Origin of the sequence: Pseudomonas sp. URIL14HWK12:I5, assembly GCF_900176445.1 — a bacterium.
Lineage (GTDB): Bacteria > Pseudomonadota > Gammaproteobacteria > Pseudomonadales > Pseudomonadaceae > Aquipseudomonas > Aquipseudomonas monteilii.
Window position 1 is genome coordinate 51,480 of sequence record NZ_FWXQ01000003.1, and the last position, 16,119, is coordinate 67,598.

General features: G+C 63.9%; 14 protein-coding genes. All 14 read right to left on the reverse strand.

Features of this window, described 5'->3' with window-relative positions; genetic code table 11:
• Nucleotides 1-19: 19 nt before the first annotated feature.
• The 14 genes from B9A31_RS08395 to B9A31_RS08460 all read right to left on the reverse strand — a co-directional run bounded on the left by B9A31_RS08395 (nucleotide 20) and on the right by B9A31_RS08460 (nucleotide 16,086).
• The gene (locus tag B9A31_RS08395) at nucleotides 20-793 is read right to left on the reverse strand and encodes an SDR family oxidoreductase (protein WP_019096779.1); all 774 of its coding nucleotides are present in this window, start codon (nucleotides 791-793) and stop codon (nucleotides 20-22) included.
• Nucleotides 790-2,001 (reverse strand): O-succinylhomoserine sulfhydrylase, encoded by a 1,212-nt coding sequence (locus B9A31_RS08400; RefSeq protein ID WP_016715902.1) that lies wholly within the window; start codon nucleotides 1,999-2,001, stop codon nucleotides 790-792. The genes B9A31_RS08395 and B9A31_RS08400 overlap by 4 nt, the downstream gene beginning before the upstream one ends.
• Nucleotides 2,002-2,017: 16 nt before the next feature.
• The gene (gene purF / locus B9A31_RS08405; protein ID WP_016715903.1) at nucleotides 2,018-3,523 is read right to left on the reverse strand and encodes an amidophosphoribosyltransferase; all 1,506 of its coding nucleotides are present in this window, start codon (nucleotides 3,521-3,523) and stop codon (nucleotides 2,018-2,020) included.
• Between the two features lie 42 nt (nucleotides 3,524-3,565).
• Entirely contained in the window at nucleotides 3,566-4,123 is a 558-nt protein-coding gene (locus tag B9A31_RS08410; protein ID WP_016715904.1) for a CvpA family protein, read from the reverse strand.
• A 118-nt stretch (nucleotides 4,124-4,241) separates the two neighbouring features.
• A complete protein-coding gene (locus tag B9A31_RS08415) occupies nucleotides 4,242-4,907 on the reverse strand; it encodes an SPOR domain-containing protein (RefSeq protein ID WP_025754983.1) in 666 nt (221 codons plus the stop codon).
• Entirely contained in the window at nucleotides 4,891-6,198 is a 1,308-nt protein-coding gene (folC, locus tag B9A31_RS08420) for a bifunctional tetrahydrofolate synthase/dihydrofolate synthase (protein WP_025754982.1), read from the reverse strand. Before folC ends, B9A31_RS08415 begins: the two co-directional genes overlap by 17 nt.
• Nucleotides 6,198-7,091 carry an acetyl-CoA carboxylase, carboxyltransferase subunit beta gene (gene accD / locus B9A31_RS08425; RefSeq protein WP_016715174.1) on the reverse strand — a complete coding sequence of 298 codons (894 nt, stop codon included), beginning with the start codon at nucleotides 7,089-7,091 and terminating at the stop codon, nucleotides 6,198-6,200. The genes folC and accD overlap by 1 nt, the downstream gene beginning before the upstream one ends.
• Nucleotides 7,092-7,310: 219 nt before the next feature.
• Nucleotides 7,311-7,931: a phosphoribosylanthranilate isomerase gene (locus B9A31_RS08430; protein WP_016715173.1), complete on the reverse strand. Its 621-nt coding sequence runs from the start codon at nucleotides 7,929-7,931 to the stop codon at nucleotides 7,311-7,313.
• Nucleotides 7,932-7,992: 61 nt separating this feature from the next.
• Nucleotides 7,993-8,847 carry a tRNA pseudouridine(38-40) synthase TruA gene (truA, locus tag B9A31_RS08435; RefSeq protein WP_025754981.1) on the reverse strand — a complete coding sequence of 285 codons (855 nt, stop codon included), beginning with the start codon at nucleotides 8,845-8,847 and terminating at the stop codon, nucleotides 7,993-7,995.
• 99 nt (nucleotides 8,848-8,946) lie between these two features.
• Complete coding sequence (locus B9A31_RS08440) at nucleotides 8,947-11,736, reverse strand: FimV/HubP family polar landmark protein (protein WP_027609515.1); 2,790 nt, start codon at nucleotides 11,734-11,736, stop codon at nucleotides 8,947-8,949.
• A gap of 71 nt (nucleotides 11,737-11,807) precedes the next feature.
• Nucleotides 11,808-12,812 carry an aspartate-semialdehyde dehydrogenase gene (locus B9A31_RS08445; protein ID WP_027609514.1) on the reverse strand — a complete coding sequence of 335 codons (1,005 nt, stop codon included), beginning with the start codon at nucleotides 12,810-12,812 and terminating at the stop codon, nucleotides 11,808-11,810.
• A gap of 196 nt (nucleotides 12,813-13,008) precedes the next feature.
• A complete protein-coding gene (gene asd, locus B9A31_RS08450; protein ID WP_016715168.1) occupies nucleotides 13,009-14,121 on the reverse strand; it encodes an aspartate-semialdehyde dehydrogenase in 1,113 nt (370 codons plus the stop codon).
• A gap of 63 nt (nucleotides 14,122-14,184) precedes the next feature.
• Nucleotides 14,185-15,267 (reverse strand): 3-isopropylmalate dehydrogenase, encoded by a 1,083-nt coding sequence (gene leuB / locus B9A31_RS08455; protein WP_084296875.1) that lies wholly within the window; start codon nucleotides 15,265-15,267, stop codon nucleotides 14,185-14,187.
• A 54-nt stretch (nucleotides 15,268-15,321) separates the two neighbouring features.
• The gene (locus tag B9A31_RS08460) at nucleotides 15,322-16,086 is read right to left on the reverse strand and encodes a class I SAM-dependent methyltransferase (RefSeq protein ID WP_027609513.1); all 765 of its coding nucleotides are present in this window, start codon (nucleotides 16,084-16,086) and stop codon (nucleotides 15,322-15,324) included.
• Nucleotides 16,087-16,119 lie beyond the last annotated feature (33 nt).

The following is a 16,119-nucleotide window of genomic DNA, read 5'->3' on the forward strand; positions in this document are numbered from 1 at the left end:
CGTTCCTGGAACACCGGTCTCAGGTGTAGATCATCTTGCGAGTCATACCGCCATCGACCACAAACTCCTGGCCAGTCACGAACGCCGCCTGGCGTGACAGCAGCCAGGCAACCATTGCCGCCACATCTTCTACCGTCCCTACCCTGCCCGTCGGGTGCTGGGCATGGTCGGCTTCGGTCAGCGGTTCGGCACGGCGCTGCGACGGGTCACGGGCATCGATCCAGCCCGGGCTCACCGCATTGACGCGAATCTCCGGGCCCAGGCTCATGGCCAAGGCATGGGTCAAGGCCACCAGGCCACCCTTGCTCGCGGCGTAGGCCTCGGTATCGGGCTCGGACTGCCGCGCCCGGGTAGAGGTGAGGTTGACGATCGCCCCATTGTGCGCACGCAAGTACGGCGCGCAATGCTTGGCCAGCAGCATCGGCCCGTTGAGGTTGACCGCCAGTACCCGATTCCACTGCGCCAGGCTCAGGCTTTCCAGCGTCTGGTTGTGCGGATTGGCAATCGCCGCATTGCACACCAATGCGTCCAGCCGACCAAACTGCCCCAACACCTCGGACACCCCGGCACTGACCTGAGCCTCGTCGGCAACGTCCATTGTGATGAACCAGGCGTTGTCACCCAGGGCCTTGGCCACCTTTGCACCGCGCTGGCGGTCAAGGTCGCTGAGTACCACCTGCCAACCTTCGCAGATCAGCCAGGCGGCAATGCCCAGGCCGATGCCGCGCGCGGCACCGGTTACCAGGGCTACCCGGCCGTTGTGGCCTGGCACACTGCCGCCGATTTCGATCACAGCGCCGCCAGCCCGCGCGCCAGGTCTGCCTGCAGGTCGGCCACGTCTTCCAGGCCCACGGCAACGCGGATCAGGCTGTCGCGGATGCCTGCAGCTTCACGCTCCTGCGGCGACAGGCGGCCGTGGGAGGTGGTGGCCGGATGGGCGATGGTAGTCTTGCTGTCCCCCAGGTTGGTGGTGATGGAAATCACCCGGGTCGCATCGATGAAGCGCCAGGCGCCCTCTTTGCCGCCCTTGACCTCGAAGCTGACCACCGCACCAAAGCCGCTCATCTGACGCTTGGCCAGTGCGTGCTGCGGGTGGCTAGGCAGGCCGGCGTAATGCACCTTCTCCACGCCATCCTGCTGCTCCAGCCATTCGGCCAGGGCCTGGGCGCTTTCACAGTGCGCACGCATACGCAGGCGCAGCGTTTCCAGGCCTTTGGTGAAGATCCAGGCGTTGAATGGGCTGAGGGTCGGGCCTGCAGTCCGCAGGAAGCCCACCACTTCCTTCATCTGCTCGGCGCGGCCGGCCACCACGCCCCCCATGCAACGACCCTGGCCGTCGATGAACTTGGTGGCCGAGTGGAACACGATGTCGGCACCCAGCTTCAGCGGCTGCTGCAGCGCGGGGGTGCTGAAGCAGTTGTCCACCACCAGCATGGCACCGTGGGCATGGGCGATTTCGCTGAGCGCGGTGATATCGACCAGCTCGGCCAGCGGGTTGGACGGCGATTCGACGATCAGCAACCTGGTATTGGCCTTGATGGCCTTTTCCCAGCCAGCAAGGTCGACCAGTGGCACGTAGTCCACCTGAACGCCAAAGCGCTTGAAGTACTTCTCGAACAGGCTGATGGTCGAGCCGAATACGCTCTGCGACACCAGCACATGGTCACCGGCGCTGCACAGCGACATCACCACGGCCAGGATCGCCGCCATGCCGGTGGACGTACCCACGGCCTGCTCGGCACCTTCCATCGCCGCCAGGCGCTCCTCGAAGGCACGTACCGACGGGTTGGTGTAGCGCGAGTAAACGTTACCCGGCGTTTCACCGGCAAAGCGCGCAGCAGCATCGGCCGCCGTGCGGAACACGTAGCTGGAGGTCAGGAACAGCGCTTCGCTGTGCTCGCCCTCGGGTGTACGGTGTTGACCGGCGCGAACCGCCAGGGTGTCGAAACCGACACCCTCGAGGTCACTGTCCAGTCGTCCGGCATCCCATTGATCCGTCATGCCGTCGCTCCCTGAATCAGTTGTTGTAGAGGTCGATGATCGCGCTGACGGCCTGGTTCTTGACCTTGGCCAGGTCATTACGGGCCTGCTCGATGCGGTCGAGGTAGGCCGCGTCGATATCGCCGGTGACGTACTCACCGTTGAATACCGCGCAATCGAAGTGATCGATCTTGATCTTGCCGCCACCGACCGAATCGATCAGGTCAGGCAGGTCCTGATAGACCAGCCAGTCGGCGCCAATCAACTCGGCCACCTGTTCGGTGGTACGGTTGTGCGCGATCAGCTCGTGAACACTCGGCATGTCGATGCCGTAGACGTTGGGGTAGCGCACTGCAGGGGCTGCGGAGCAGAAATAGACATTCTTGGCACCGGCTTCGCGGGCCATCTGGATGATCTGCTTGCACGTGGTGCCGCGCACGATCGAGTCGTCCACCAGCATCACGTTCTTGCCGCGGAACTCCAGCTCGATGGCGTTGAGCTTCTGGCGAACCGACTTCTTGCGCGCAGCCTGGCCGGGCATGATGAAGGTACGGCCGATGTAACGGTTCTTGACGAAACCTTCGCGGAACTTGACGCCCAGACGGTTGGCCAGCTCCAGCGCGGCGGTACGGCTGGTGTCCGGAATCGGGATGACCACGTCGATATCGTGCTCAGGGCGCTCACGCATGATTTTGTCGGCCAGCTTTTCACCCATGCGCAGACGGGCCTTGTACACCGAGATACCGTCGATGATCGAATCCGGGCGGGCCAGGTAGACGTGTTCAAAGATGCACGGCTGCAGGGTCGGCGCTTCGGCGCACTGCTTGGTGAACAGCTGGCCGCCTTCGGTGATGTACACCGCTTCGCCCGGCGCCAGGTCGCGGATCAGGGTGAAGCCGAGCACGTCCAGGGCCACGCTTTCCGAGGCAATCATGTATTCCACGCCTTCGTCGGTGTGGCGCTGGCCGAATACCACCGGGCGGATGCCATGGGGGTCGCGGAAACCGACGATACCGTAGCCGGTGATCATCGCCACCACGGCGTAACCGCCGACACAGCGGCTGTGCACGTGGGAAACCGCAGCGAACACGTCTTCTTCGGTCGGCTGGAGCTTGCCGCGTACCGCCAGCTCATGGGCGAAGACGTTCAGCAGCACTTCCGAGTCGGAGTTGGTGTTGACGTGGCGCAGGTCAGACTCGTAGATCTCCTTGGCCAGCTGCTCGACGTTGGTCAGGTTGCCGTTGTGTGCCAGGGTGATGCCGTACGGCGAGTTGACGTAGAACGGCTGGGCCTCGGCCGAGGTCGAGCTGCCCGCTGTCGGGTAGCGCACGTGGCCAATGCCGATGCTGCCCACCAGGCGCTGCATGTGGCGCTGCTGGAACACATCGCGCACCAGGCCATTATCCTTGCGCAGGAACAACCGGCCGTCATGGCTGGTCACGATACCGGCAGCGTCCTGGCCGCGGTGCTGGAGGACCGTAAGCGCGTCATACAGCGCCTGATTGACGTTCGACTTACCGACGATACCGACGATGCCACACATGCGACGCAACCCCTACTTTGATGAAACTTGAGTGAATAGCGCTCAGGGCTTGGATGGCCCGAGCAACTGTTCCTTGAACGGAAGATCAGCCGGAGCGCTGATCAGCCCACTGGGCGTCCACTGGCCGGTGAAACCCAGGATCAGGTTTTTCGACCAGTCGGCGACCAAGAGAAATTGTGGTATCAGGCGTGATTCCTGCCACCAGGTGTCTTGTTGAACCGGCCCCAGGCTGATCAGGCCTATGGCCACCACTACCAGCAAGGCCCCGCGCGCGGCACCGAAGGCCATGCCCAGGAAACGATCGGTGCCGGACAACCCGGTTACACGGATCAGCTCGCCGACCAGGAAGTTGACCATGGCCCCCACCAGCAAGGTGGCGACGAAAAGAATGGCGCAGCCCGCGATGACGCGCATCGATGGCGTCTGGATATAGCTTTCAAGATACACCGAGAGCGAACCGCCGAACATCCAGGCAACCGCACCGGCAATGATCCAGATGAGCAAGGACAAGGCTTCCTTGACGAAGCCGCGCTTGAGACTGATCAGAGTGGAGACGGCGATGATCGCGATGATCGCCCAATCAACCAAGGTAAATGCCACGGTGTTGCCTGCAGACGTTTGAGGCGGCGCATTTTACCAGAGCAGCGGGCTGGGAGTAAGCGGAATGTCGGGTGGATTCGTGTTAAGCCATTCGCGGGCAAGCCCGCGAATACCTTGTTCAGCTGCGCTCAGGCTGGAAGCGCACCAGAAAACCCTTGAGGCTGTTCTGGCGGTTGATGGCATCCCGCGTGCGCTCGGCTTCGGCCCGCTCTATCAACGGCCCCACGTATACCCGGTTCATCCCACCTGCCGAGCGGATATAGGCGTTGTAGCCTTGGCTGCGCAGGGTTTGCTGCAACTTTTCAGCGCCAGCACGGTTGGACAGGCTGGCCAACTGGATCGACCAGCTGACGGGCAGGCCATTGACGTCGATCTTCGAGGGTGCAGCGGGTTTTGCCACAGCTGCGGTCGGCGCAGGCGTAGCCACAGGTTTCGGCTCGACCTTGGGCGCTGGCGCCTGCGGCTTGGCCGGCTGAACCTGCGCCTGGGTCTGCGGCGATGGCGTGATCGGCTGGCTGGGCGTGCTCGCGGGTGTTGTGGACTCGTCAACCACCACAGGTGGTTGCTGAGGCTCTTCCGGGATGGCCTGCGGCTCCGGCACGGCAACCGGCTCCACCTTCACCTCGGGCAGGCTGGGCATCGCCGGCGCCTGCGGGGCTTCGACATGCACCTGGCGCATCTCGTCCTCGCGGGTGAACAGCATGGGCAGGAAAATCACCGCCAGCGCCACCAGCACCAGCGCACCTACCATGCGCTGTTTCATCCCTTTATCCAGCACTGCCATCTACTTCACCCTCCTGGGTGTGCCGCTGCAGCCATTCCAGCGCCTGGGCGACACAGAAAAACGAACCGAACAGCAGGATCTGGTCATCCGCCGTCGCCTGCGCGCATTGCCCCTCAAGGGCCGCGTCGACGCTGGCATAAGACTTCACCGCAGCGCCGAGGTTCGTCAAGGCCGTGGCCAGTTCTGCAGCCGGGCGGCTACGTGGGGTATCCAACGGCGCCACGGCCCAGTCGTCTACCAGGCCCTGCAAGGGCGCGACAACGCCGTCCAGGTCCTTGTCGGCGAGCAGGCCGAACACCGCCAGGCGGCGCCCCTTGAGCGGCCGGGCGGCCAGGCGCCGGGCCAGGTACTCGGCTGCATGCGGGTTATGGCCCACATCCAGCATCAGCTCCACCGGCTTGCCCTGCCAGTTCAGCAGGCGACGGTCCAGGCGACCGGTGATACGGGTAGCCAGCAACGCCTGGCGCACCTGCGCAGCGTCCCAGGGCAAGCCCATCAGCAGGTACGCCTGCAAGGCCAGCGTGGCATTTTCCATGGGCAGGTCAAGCAAAGGCAGATCACGCAGTTCTACCTGCGCACCATCCGTCCCCGTACCCCGCCAGCTCCAGCTGCCATCGGCGGTTACCAGGTCGAAGTCACGGCCGCGCAGAAAAAGGGGCGCAGCAAGTTCGGCGGCCTTGTCCAGCAGCGGCTGCGGCGGGTCCAGGTCGCCGCACAGGGCCGGCTTGCCCTGACGGAAGATACCCGCCTTCTCGAAGGCCACCCGCTCGCGGGTATCACCCAGGTAATCGACATGGTCTACGCCGATACTGGTCACCAGGGCCAGGTCGGCATCCACCACGTTCACGGTGTCCAGACGACCACCAAGGCCCACTTCCAGTACCACGGCATCCAGTTGCGACTGGTAGAACAACCAGAACGCAGCCAGCGTGCCCATCTCGAAGTAGGTCAGGGAAATGTCGCCCCGCGCCGCCTCGACGGCGGCGAAGGCGTCGCACAGGCGCTCATCGCTGGCCTCTTGGCCATCGATCAGCACCCGCTCGTTGTAACGCAACAGGTGCGGCGAGCTGTACACGCCGACCTTGAGCCCCTGGGCGCGCAGCAGCGAGGCCACGAAGGCGCAGGTGGAGCCCTTGCCGTTGGTGCCGGTTACCGTCACCACGCGTGGCGCCAGCTTGCCCAGCGCCAGCCGGGCAAGCACCTTCTGCGACCGCTCCAGGCCCATGTCGATGGCCGAGGGGTGCAACTGCTCGAGGTAGGCGAGCCACTCGCCCAGGGATCGTTGTTTCATCACGCGACGGCTGCCGCCTCACGCGCTTGCTCCGGGGTTTCCTGGCCTGTCATCTGCGCCAGCAGGCGGGCCAGACGCGGGCGCAGTTCGCCACGGGAGATGATCAGGTCGATGGCACCGTGCTCCAGCAGGAACTCGCTGCGCTGGAAGCCTTCTGGCAGCTTCTCGCGTACGGTCTGCTCGATCACGCGTGGGCCGGCGAAGCCGATCAGGGCTTTTGGCTCACCGACGATCACGTCGCCGAGCATCGCCAGGCTGGCGGAAACACCCCCGTACACCGGGTCGGTCAGTACCGAGATGAACGGGATGCCTTCTTCGCGCAGGCGCGCCAGCACGGCCGAGGTCTTGGCCATCTGCATCAGCGAAATCAGCGCTTCCTGCATACGCGCACCGCCCGAAGCGGAGAAGCAGACCATCGGGCAGCGGTTTTCCAGGGCGTAGTTGGCCGCGCGCACGAAGCGTTCGCCGACGATGGCACCCATGGAACCGCCCATGAACGAGAACTCGAAAGCGCTGACCACGATCGGCATGCCCATCAGGGTGCCGCTCATGGAGATCAGGGCGTCTTTTTCGCCGGTCTGCTTCTGGGCGCCGGCCAGGCGGTCTTTGTACTTCTTGCCGTCGCGGAACTTCAGGCGGTCGACCGGCTCCAGGTCGGCACCCAATTCGGCACGGCCTTCGGCGTCGAGGAAGATGTCGATGCGCGCACGTGCGCCGATGCGCATGTGGTGGTTGCACTTGGGGCAGACATCCAGGGTCTTTTCCAGCTCCGGACGATACAGCACGGCCTCGCAAGCCGGGCACTTGTGCCACAGGCCTTCAGGCACCGAGCTCTTCTTCACCTCGGAACGCATGATCGAAGGGATCAGTTTGTCGACTAACCAGTTGCTCATGCTTTCTTTCTCCAGTATTGGCAGGCGGGGGCCGGTGTCGCCGGCCCTGCCCTGCCCTTGAGCTCAAAATCTTTTATCAAACGATGGTGGACCGGCCGCCGGGGCTTCCAGCGCACCGCTCCACCGCTAATGTGTTGTTCTGCCGCCTGTGCAGGCAGCTGCCCAGCAGGGCTGCGAAAGCTATGGACGATGGCGCGCAGCCAGCCGTCACATCTGCCATCACGCCTGTTTCACGGCCCGCATGAACGCCTCGATCTTCGCGGCATCCTTGATGCCCTTGGCCTGCTCGACGCCACCGCTGACATCCACCGCGTAAGGCCGCACCTGGGCAATGGCCTGGCCGACGTTATCGGCCGACAGCCCGCCCGCCAGGATGATCGGTTTGCTCAGGCGCTCCGGCACCAGAGACCAGTCGAACGCCTCTCCGGTTCCCCCCGGCACACCCGCCACGTAGGTATCCAGCAAAATACCGCGCGCGCCCGCGTACAGCTTGCAGGCCGCCTCCAGGTCGTCACCCGGGCGTACACGCAGGGCCTTGATCCAGGGGCGGTGGTAGCCTTCGCAGTCCTGTGGCGTTTCGTCGCCGTGGAACTGTAGCAGGTCCAGCGGAACCACTTCGAGGATCTCGTTCAGCTCGCAACGCGAGGCGTTGACGAACAGCCCGACCGTGGTCACGAACGGCGGCAGTTCGGCAATGATCGCACGCGCCTGGCGCACGTCCACGGCGCGAGGGCTCTTGGCATAGAAGACGAAACCGATGGCATCGGCACCCGCTTCGGCAGCGGCCAGTGCGTCTTCGATACGGGTGATCCCACAGATCTTGCTGCGAACATTGCTCATGAACAGCGAACCTTGGTTATTGCGGTGAAAGGCCGGATGTTAGCAAATGACTTTTCGCCCGTCAGTCTGCCAACGCCTCATAACCGGTCAAAAAGTGTGGGCCGATGTAACGCTGGGGCAGTGCATATTCCTCGGGGTACTCCACCTGCACCAGGTACAGCCCGTATGGATGGGCCGTGACCCCGGCTTCACGGCGGTCGCGCCCTTCCAGCACTTCACGCGCCCAGGTGACGGGGCGCTCGCCAGCACCGATGGCCATCAACACACCGGCAATATTGCGCACCATGTGGTGCAGGAACGCGGTGGCGCGCACGTCCAGCACGATCATCTGGCCATGGCGGGTAACGCGCAGGTGGTAGATGTGCTTGACCGGCGACTTGGCCTGGCACTGGCTGGCGCGGAAGGCGCTGAAGTCGTGGGTGCCGAGCAGGAACTGCGCAGCCTCGGCCATGCGCTCGACATCCAGCGGGCGGTGGTTCCAGGTGACTTCCTCGGCCAGGTGCGCCGGGCGGATCGGGTCGTTGTAGATAACGTAGCGATAACGCCGGGCACAGGCCTTGAAGCGTGCATGGAAATCGGCCGGCATCGACCGCGACCAGACCACACTGATGTCGTGCGGCAGGTTGAAGTTGGTGCCCATGGTCCAGGCGCGCTCGTCGCGCACAGCGCGGGTGTCGAAGTGCACGATCTGCCCGCAGCCGTGGACACCGGCGTCGGTACGCCCGGCGCAAATCACCGAAATCGGCTCGTTCGCGACTTTGGACAGCGCTTGCTCCAAGGCCTGCTGGACACTTGGCACGCCACTGGCCTGGCGCTGCCAGCCGCGGTAGCGGGCGCCCTTGTATTCCACGCCCAGGGCGATGCGGGAGTAGCCTTCGGCCGCGGATTCGGTGGCGGCGGTGTCGATGATGTCCAAGCGCTTGAAACCTGTGGGGTGTACGGAATGGCGGGGATTATAACGACAACGGCAGCCGTGTAGGGCTGCCGTTGACGTGCACTTCATTTGAGGACGATATCAAACCAGGCGAGAGAGCATGTCCTCGGCTTCCTGGCGCTGACCGTCGTCGCCGTCCTTGACCACTTCATCAAGGATGTCACGCGCCCCCTGACTGTCGCCCATGTCGATGTAGGCACGAGCCAGGTCGAGCTTGGTGGCCACTTCGTCACTGCCGGAGAAGAAGTCGAAGTCCAGGTCGTCCAGTGGCGGCTCGGGATCCGGCTGCGCAACCGCGTCTTCTGCAGTGAAATGCGGCTCCAGAGAGGGCGATTCCAGGCTCTGCGACAGCTTGTCCAACTCGGCATTGACGTCGTCCAGCTCCGAGGCAAAGCTCTTGGCCGCCGGCGAATCATCTTCCAGCGACAATGACAGGTCAAAGTCCGATGGCAGGTCAAAGTCGGAGACCGGTTCGAATGCCGGCTCGCTATCGAAGGCTGCCAGTTCGGCGGCAACATCCACCGGGGCCTCTTCAACGGCATCTGGAGCGGCCGGGGCAACCGGCTCACTGACATCAAGGTCGAAGTCAGACAGGTCCACGGCTGGCTGCGGCTCGGCCTGGTCCAGCATGGCCTCGAAATCGGCATCAGCGTCGGCTTGCAGTTCGGCATCCACGGCAAACGGCGGTTCTTCCGGCTGAGCCTCTTCAAATGCAGGCTCATCCAGCACAGGCTCGGCAATGACCAACTCGTCAGGTACAGGCTCCTGCTGCATAGCCTCGTCCAGCAGCGGCGCGGCCAGCGGGTCTTCTTCGGGCAGGTCTTCACCCAGGCTCAAGTCGAAGGCACTGTCCAGATCCTGCTCATCGAAGCCCTGCGCTTCCAGGCCCGATACATCAAGGGTCGGCACATCATCGGAGGCATCCAGCTCGGTTTCTGGCTCGAACACGGCTTCAGGCTCCGCTTGCGCGACGACCTCTGGCTCAGCCTCCACTTGCGGCTCGAATTCAGGCACTTCCTCAGGCACCACGTCGGCAACCACTGGCGCCTCGGCCTCATCGTGCAGCAGCTCCTGCACGTACTGCTCATCCATCTCGGCAGCCAGTGCCGCCGCGCCCAGGCCGGCAGCGGCCAGGCCGAGCATGGCAGGGTAACGTTCTTTCAACCCGGTGACTTCGGCAATGTTCTGCTCGCTGGCCGGCAGCTTGCGCTCCTGCTCGGCGAACGCGCTCTGGTCACCCTGGCGGGCGTACACGCCCATCAGCTTCAGGCGCATGTCGTCACGTTCTGGCGCGGCAGCCACGGCGGGCTCCAGCAGGTCAGTGGCACGGTTCAGGCGGCCTTCGGCCAGGCATTGGTCAACTTCCGCCAGCAGCGCGGCATGCGGGTCGGCTTGCGGTTCAGCTTCCGGCGCCGACTCGGCAGAAGGCTCAGCCACTTTTTCCGCAGCAACGGCAGCGGCGGCTGAAGCGGCGACCACGGCTGGCGACAGGGTAACGCTCGGCTCCGAAACTTCGACGCCATCGAGGCTCTCGGTATCGGTGTCAAAGCCTGTGCCCTGCTCTTCCTCCAGCGCCCGTGCCATGCGCAGGTGCTTTTCAGCTTCTTGCTGGGCTTTACGCTTACGCGCCAGCAGCCACAGCAGCAGTGCCAGCACCAGCAGGCTGGAACCGGCAATTATCCCGATCAGCCATGGGTTGCCCAGAATCTGGTCGAGCGCGCTATTCGGCTGCCCGACAGGCGCAGGCTTGGCTGCCGGCACCGGCTTGGGCGCTGTATCGACGGCAGCCGGTGCGGGCTTGGCCGCCGGCTGGGCAGTTGCCGCCCGCTCAACCGGTTTGGCGGCGGCGGCAGCCGTCGCCGGCGCTGCCGCACCCTGGGCTTGAAGGCGGGCCAACTGGTCATTCTTCAGCTCGATCAGACGCTGCAGCTTGTCCAGCTGGCTCTGCAGGTCGGACATGCGGCTTTTCAGTTCTTCGTTGTCGCGGCGGCTGGTATCCAGGCTTTCCTGGGCCACCGCCAGCTTGTCATTCAACGCCTTGGTCTGGCCGGCCTGATTGCCCGGACTGACCAGGCGCAAGTTGTCGCCCTGGGCGATGCGCGCCGGCGCAGCCTCGGCGGCACCGCGGCGGGTAGCGTCGAGCTGGCGGGCACGCGGGCCCAGGCGCCGGCCTTCACGCCAGGCGGCATACTGCTCGGCCACTTCGCTGTTGGCCTCGCCCTGCGGAATGTTCTGGATCTGCTGCTGGTCGGGCAGGCGCAGTACCTGGCCCACCTTCAGCTGGTTGATGTTGTTACCGATGAAGGCATCCGGGTTCAGCGCCTGGATTGCGATCATGGTCTGCTGGATCGAGCCACCTTGCGTGTTGCGCGCGGCAATCTGCCACAAGGTGTCGCGGCGCTGGGTGGTGTAGCTGCTGGCACCGGTTGTGGCCGGCATCACATTGCCAGCAGCCGGCTTGTCGCCCTGGGCCTTGGCCTGGTCAAGCAGCACGCTGTAGTCGCGCAGCAGGCGGCCTTGCGGCCACATCACCTGAACCAGGAACTTGACCACCGGCCCTGGCAGCGGCTGGCTGGAGGTAACCCGCAGCACGCTTTTACCGTTGGGGTTGATCACCGGTGTGAAGGTCAGGTCTTCGAGGTAGGTCGGAAACGCCACCCCGGCCTTGCTGAACTCTTCCGGTGGCGCCAGGCTAGGCGCCACTTCGGCGGCTTTGAGGTCGCGCACATCGAGCAATTCGATCTCGGCGTCCAGCGGCTGATTCTGTGCCGACTTCAGGGTCAGCTCCCCCAGGCCCAGCGCATTCGCCATGCCAGACGACAGCGCCGATGCTGCAGCCATGGCCAGAACCAGTTTGCGAATTCGAAGCATGACCTCTTCCCTTGTATGAATCGTCCCGAAACCTGCATGCGGAGCAGGACAAAAGTGCTCGCCAGTATCTTTTACGGCATGTGTTTAATCAACAATTGCGCCACTTGCACGGCATTGAGCGCGGCGCCTTTGCGCACATTGTCGGTGGTCAGCCAGAGATTGAGCTGCTGGTCTTCATCAACACCGTGACGTACACGACCAACATAGACCACGTCTTGGCCTACTGCGTCACCAACCGGGGTCGGATAATCATCACGCTCCACCCGCTCTACGCTGTCGGCTGCTTCCAGGGCCTGGTTGACCGCTTCAAGGTCGACCGGGCGACGGCTCTGCACGGCCACACTGAAGCTATCGCCGAAAAACACCGGGACTTGAACGCAGCTCACGGAAATCTTCAGCTCAGGCATGCCCAGCAGCACACGCAACTCGTTGACCAGCCGGCGTTCCAGCGCCGTGTGGCCATGCTCGTCGGCCGCGCCAACCTGGGCCAGCAGGTTGAAAGCCACCTGGCGATCGAAGAAGCGCGGTTCCAGCGGCCGGGCATTGAGCAGCTCTGCCGTTTGACGGGCCAGCTCGCTGACGGCCTCACGGCCTTGTGCAGACACCGCCAGCGATGCCATTACCTGCACCCGCTCGATGTCCAGCAGGCCCTTGAGCGGTGCCAGCGCGACGGCCACGGCAACGGCGGCCGAGCACGGACTGACAATGCGTGCCGGCAGCGCCAGGCCAGCCAGGCGTTCGGCGTTGGCTTCAGGGACCAGGGCCAGGGCGTCGTCCAGGCCACCGGACAGGTCAATGACGGTGCAACCTGCTTGCAGTGCCTTGCCGGCAAAGCTGCGGCTGACTGCGGCACCTGTGGCGAAGAAAGCCAGCTTGACCTGGGCGAAGTCGAAGCTGTCCACCTCGCGCACCTTGAGCTTCTTGCCGGCGAACATCACGCTGCTGCCCGCCGATTCCATGCTGGCCAGCAGGTGCAAGGTGGCGACCGGGAAGTCCAGCTCTTCGAGGATCTGCACCAAGGCTTCACCGACGCTGCCGGTGGCGCCGACGACGGCGATATCCAAAGGGTGTGTCATGAAAGGATCCTTTTTGCTGAGAACGGCGGGGGCGGCACTTTACTCGGATTGTAGAGGTTTGTCTGTGATGGCCGTATTTTCGCCGGATAAGGGTCGCAATGGGTTGCGTAAGGGCTGCCTGGCGCTGCAAACCTCACCCCAGGCATAAAAAAACCCGCGCTGTCGCCAGCGCGGGTTTTTAATTACAGCAGAACGATCAACGCTCCAGCAGAATCCGCAGCATGCGGCGCAGCGGTTCTGCCGCGCCCCACAGCAACTGGTCGCCCACGGTGAACGCACCCAGGTACTGCGAACCCATGTTCAGCTTGCGCAGGCGGCCAACCGGGATGTTGAGGGTGCCGGTGACTTTGGTCGGGGTCAGTTCCTGCATGCTGATTTCACGCTGGTTCGGCACCAGCTTCACCCAAGGGTTGTGCTGGCTGATCATGCCTTCGATATCGGCCAGCGGCACGTCCTTGTTCAGCTTGATGGTCAGTGCCTGGCTGTGGCAGCGCATGGCGCCGATGCGCACGCAGATGCCGTCGACCGGGATCGGACTCTTGAAGCGACCGAGGATCTTGTTGGTTTCGGCCTGGGCCTTCCACTCTTCGCGGCTCTGGCCGTTCGGCAGTTCCTTGTCGATCCACGGGATCAGGCTGCCAGCCAGTGGCACACCGAAGTTCTCGGTCGGGAATGCATCACCGCGCATGGTCTCGGCAACCTTGCGGTCGATATCGAGGATGGCGCTGGCCGGGTTAGCCAGGTCATCGGCCACGGCGGCGTGGGTGGCACCCATCTGCTTGATCAGCTCGCGCATGTTCTGCGCGCCGGCACCCGAGGCTGCCTGGTAGGTCATGGCGCTCATCCATTCCACCAGGCCGGCTTCGAACAGGCCGCCCAGGCCCATCAGCATCAGGCTGACGGTGCAGTTGCCGCCGATGTAGTTCTTGGTACCGGCGTCCAGCTGCTGGTCGATGACCTTGCGGTTGACCGGGTCGAGGATGATGACCGCGTCATCCTGCATGCGCAGGGACGAAGCGGCGTCGATCCAGTAACCCTGCCAGCCGGCTTCACGCAGCTTGGGGAAGACCTCGTTGGTGTAGTCGCCGCCCTGACAGGTCAGGATCACGTCGAGGGTCTTGAGTTCTTCAATCGAATAAGCGTCCTTGAGCGGCGCTGTATCCTTGCCCACGTTCGGGCCCTGGCCGCCAACATTGGAGGTAGTGAAGAACACCGGCTCGATAAGGTCGAAGTCCTGCTCCTCCAGCATCCGCTGCATGAGCACGGAACCGACCATACCGCGCCAACCGATCAGACCTACACGTTTCATCGCAACTACACCTTTGCTAAAAGTGGGCCGCCACCGGGAATTTTGGGTGGCGGGCCAGAGAGATTACAGATTCCGCAGCGCTGCGACTACTGCGTCGCCCATTTCCTGCGTACCAACTTTGCGGCAGCCTTGCGAATGGATGTCGCCGGTGCGCAGGCCTTGGTCCAGCACCAGGCTCACGGCCTTCTCGATCGCTTCGGCGGCAGCCGACTGATTGAAGCTGTAACGCAGCATCATCGACACCGACAGGATGGTCGCCAGCGGGTTGGCAATGCCCTGGCCTGCGATGTCCGGTGCCGAGCCGTGGCACGGCTCGTACATGCCCTTGTTGTCGGCATCCAGCGACGCCGAAGGCAGCATGCCGATGGAACCGGTGAGCATGGAAGCTTCATCCGACAGAATGTCACCGAACATGTTGTCGGTCACCATCACATCGAACTGCTTGGGTGCACGCACCAGTTGCATGGCGGCGTTGTCGACGTACATGTGGCTCAGTTCCACATCCGGGTAGTCCTTGGCCACGTCTTCGATCACTTCACGCCACAGCTGGCTGGAAGCCAGTACGTTGGCTTTGTCTACCGAGCACAGCTTCTTGCCACGCACGCGGGCCATGTCGAAGCCGACACGGGCAATGCGGCGCACTTCGCTTTCGCTGTACGGCAGGGTGTCGTAGGCCTGGCGCTCGCCACCTTCCAGCTCGCGCTGGCCACGCGGGGCACCGAAGTAGATGCCGCCGGTCAGCTCACGGACGATGAGGATGTCCAGGCCCGAGACGATTTCCGGCTTCAACGACGAGGCATCGGCCAGTTGCGGGTAGAGGATGGCCGGGCGCAGGTTGGCGAACAGGCCCAGCTGCGAACGGATTTTCAGCAAGCCGCGCTCGGGGCGGATGTCGCGCTCGATCTTGTCCCACTTCGGCCCGCCCACGGCGCCCAGCAGCACGGCATCAGCCTTGCGCGCACGCTCCAGGGTTTCGTCGGCCAGCGGCACGCCGTGCTTGTCGATGGCGGCGCCACCGATCACGTCGTGCTCCAGGCTGAAGCCGAGCTGGAACTTGTCGTTGGCCAGCTCCAGCACCTTGACCGCTTCGGCCATGATTTCCGGGCCGATACCGTCACCTGGGAGAATCAGAATCTGCTTGCTCATGCTTTCCTCTATCCATTCACGCGGTGCGGCCAAACGGGCCGCACCGAAAAGTGCTTAACGCTCGGCCCACAGCACCAGCACATCGGTGCTGAACGAGCCATCGGCCTCGATCTGGTAATACTGCCGTACTTCTTCGCCCATGGCTTGCTGCAATTGGCGGATGGCCACGCGCATTGGCTCGGGGGTGCGCATGCGCTCCACCCAGCTGCCGAACGCCAGGCGCAAGGGCTGGCGGGTGTGACTGCGCACATGCAGGCCAGCCTCGCTGACCTGACGCTGCCATTCGGCGGCGGAGTAGTCGCGCACATGGCTGGTGTCACGCAGCACCTCGACCGTTTGCAGGTAGGTGTCGAGCAGCGGGCTGCCCGGCGACATCACGTCGATGAACGCCGCCACGCCACCCGGCTTGAGCACCCGGCGCACTTCGCGCAGGGCCAGGCCCAGGTCGCTCCAGTGGTGGGCCGAGTAGCGGCTGAAGACGAATTCGAACGAGGCATCGGCGAACGGCAGACGTTCGGCGGCACCGCGCTCGGTGGTGATATTGGCCAGGCCGCGCTCGGCGGCGGCACTGGCGACCACGTCGAGCATGGATTGCGACAGGTCGTAGGCGACCACTTCGCTCACCAGCGGGGCAACGTGGAAACTGACATGACCGGCACCACAGCCCAGGTCCAGCACGCGGGCATTGCCCTGCCCCGCCAGCTCGGCCTGCAGCAGGGCGAATTCACTGCCCTGGGCGTGCACGGCGCTGCTGAGGTAGGCGCTGGCCTGTTCGCCGAACTGGCGCTGGACCACGTCGGTGTGTTGGGTGCTGGTCATGTCTCGATCCTTTAGATTTTTGTTGCCTGTGCC

Bases quoted from the DNA above. Each gene is read 5' to 3' on its own strand.
- B9A31_RS08400 (WP_016715902.1), bottom strand. From the start codon at position 2,001: ATGACGGATCAATGGGATGCCGGACGACTGGACAGTGACCTCGAGGGT.
- purF (WP_016715903.1), bottom strand. From the start codon at position 3,523: ATGTGTGGCATCGTCGGTATCGTCGGTAAGTCGAACGTCAATCAGGCG.
- B9A31_RS08415 (WP_025754983.1), bottom strand. From the start codon at position 4,907: ATGGCAGTGCTGGATAAAGGGATGAAACAGCGCATGGTAGGTGCGCTG.
- folC (WP_025754982.1), bottom strand. From the start codon at position 6,198: ATGAAACAACGATCCCTGGGCGAGTGGCTCGCCTACCTCGAGCAGTTG.
- accD (WP_016715174.1), bottom strand. From the start codon at position 7,091: ATGAGCAACTGGTTAGTCGACAAACTGATCCCTTCGATCATGCGTTCC.
- B9A31_RS08430 (WP_016715173.1), bottom strand. From the start codon at position 7,931: ATGAGCAATGTTCGCAGCAAGATCTGTGGGATCACCCGTATCGAAGAC.
- B9A31_RS08440 (WP_027609515.1), bottom strand. From the start codon at position 11,736: ATGCTTCGAATTCGCAAACTGGTTCTGGCCATGGCTGCAGCATCGGCG.
- B9A31_RS08445 (WP_027609514.1), bottom strand. From the start codon at position 12,812: ATGACACACCCTTTGGATATCGCCGTCGTCGGCGCCACCGGCAGCGTC.
- asd (WP_016715168.1), bottom strand. From the start codon at position 14,121: ATGAAACGTGTAGGTCTGATCGGTTGGCGCGGTATGGTCGGTTCCGTG.
- leuB (WP_084296875.1), bottom strand. From the start codon at position 15,267: ATGAGCAAGCAGATTCTGATTCTCCCAGGTGACGGTATCGGCCCGGAA.
- B9A31_RS08460 (WP_027609513.1), bottom strand. From the start codon at position 16,086: ATGACCAGCACCCAACACACCGACGTGGTCCAGCGCCAGTTCGGCGAA.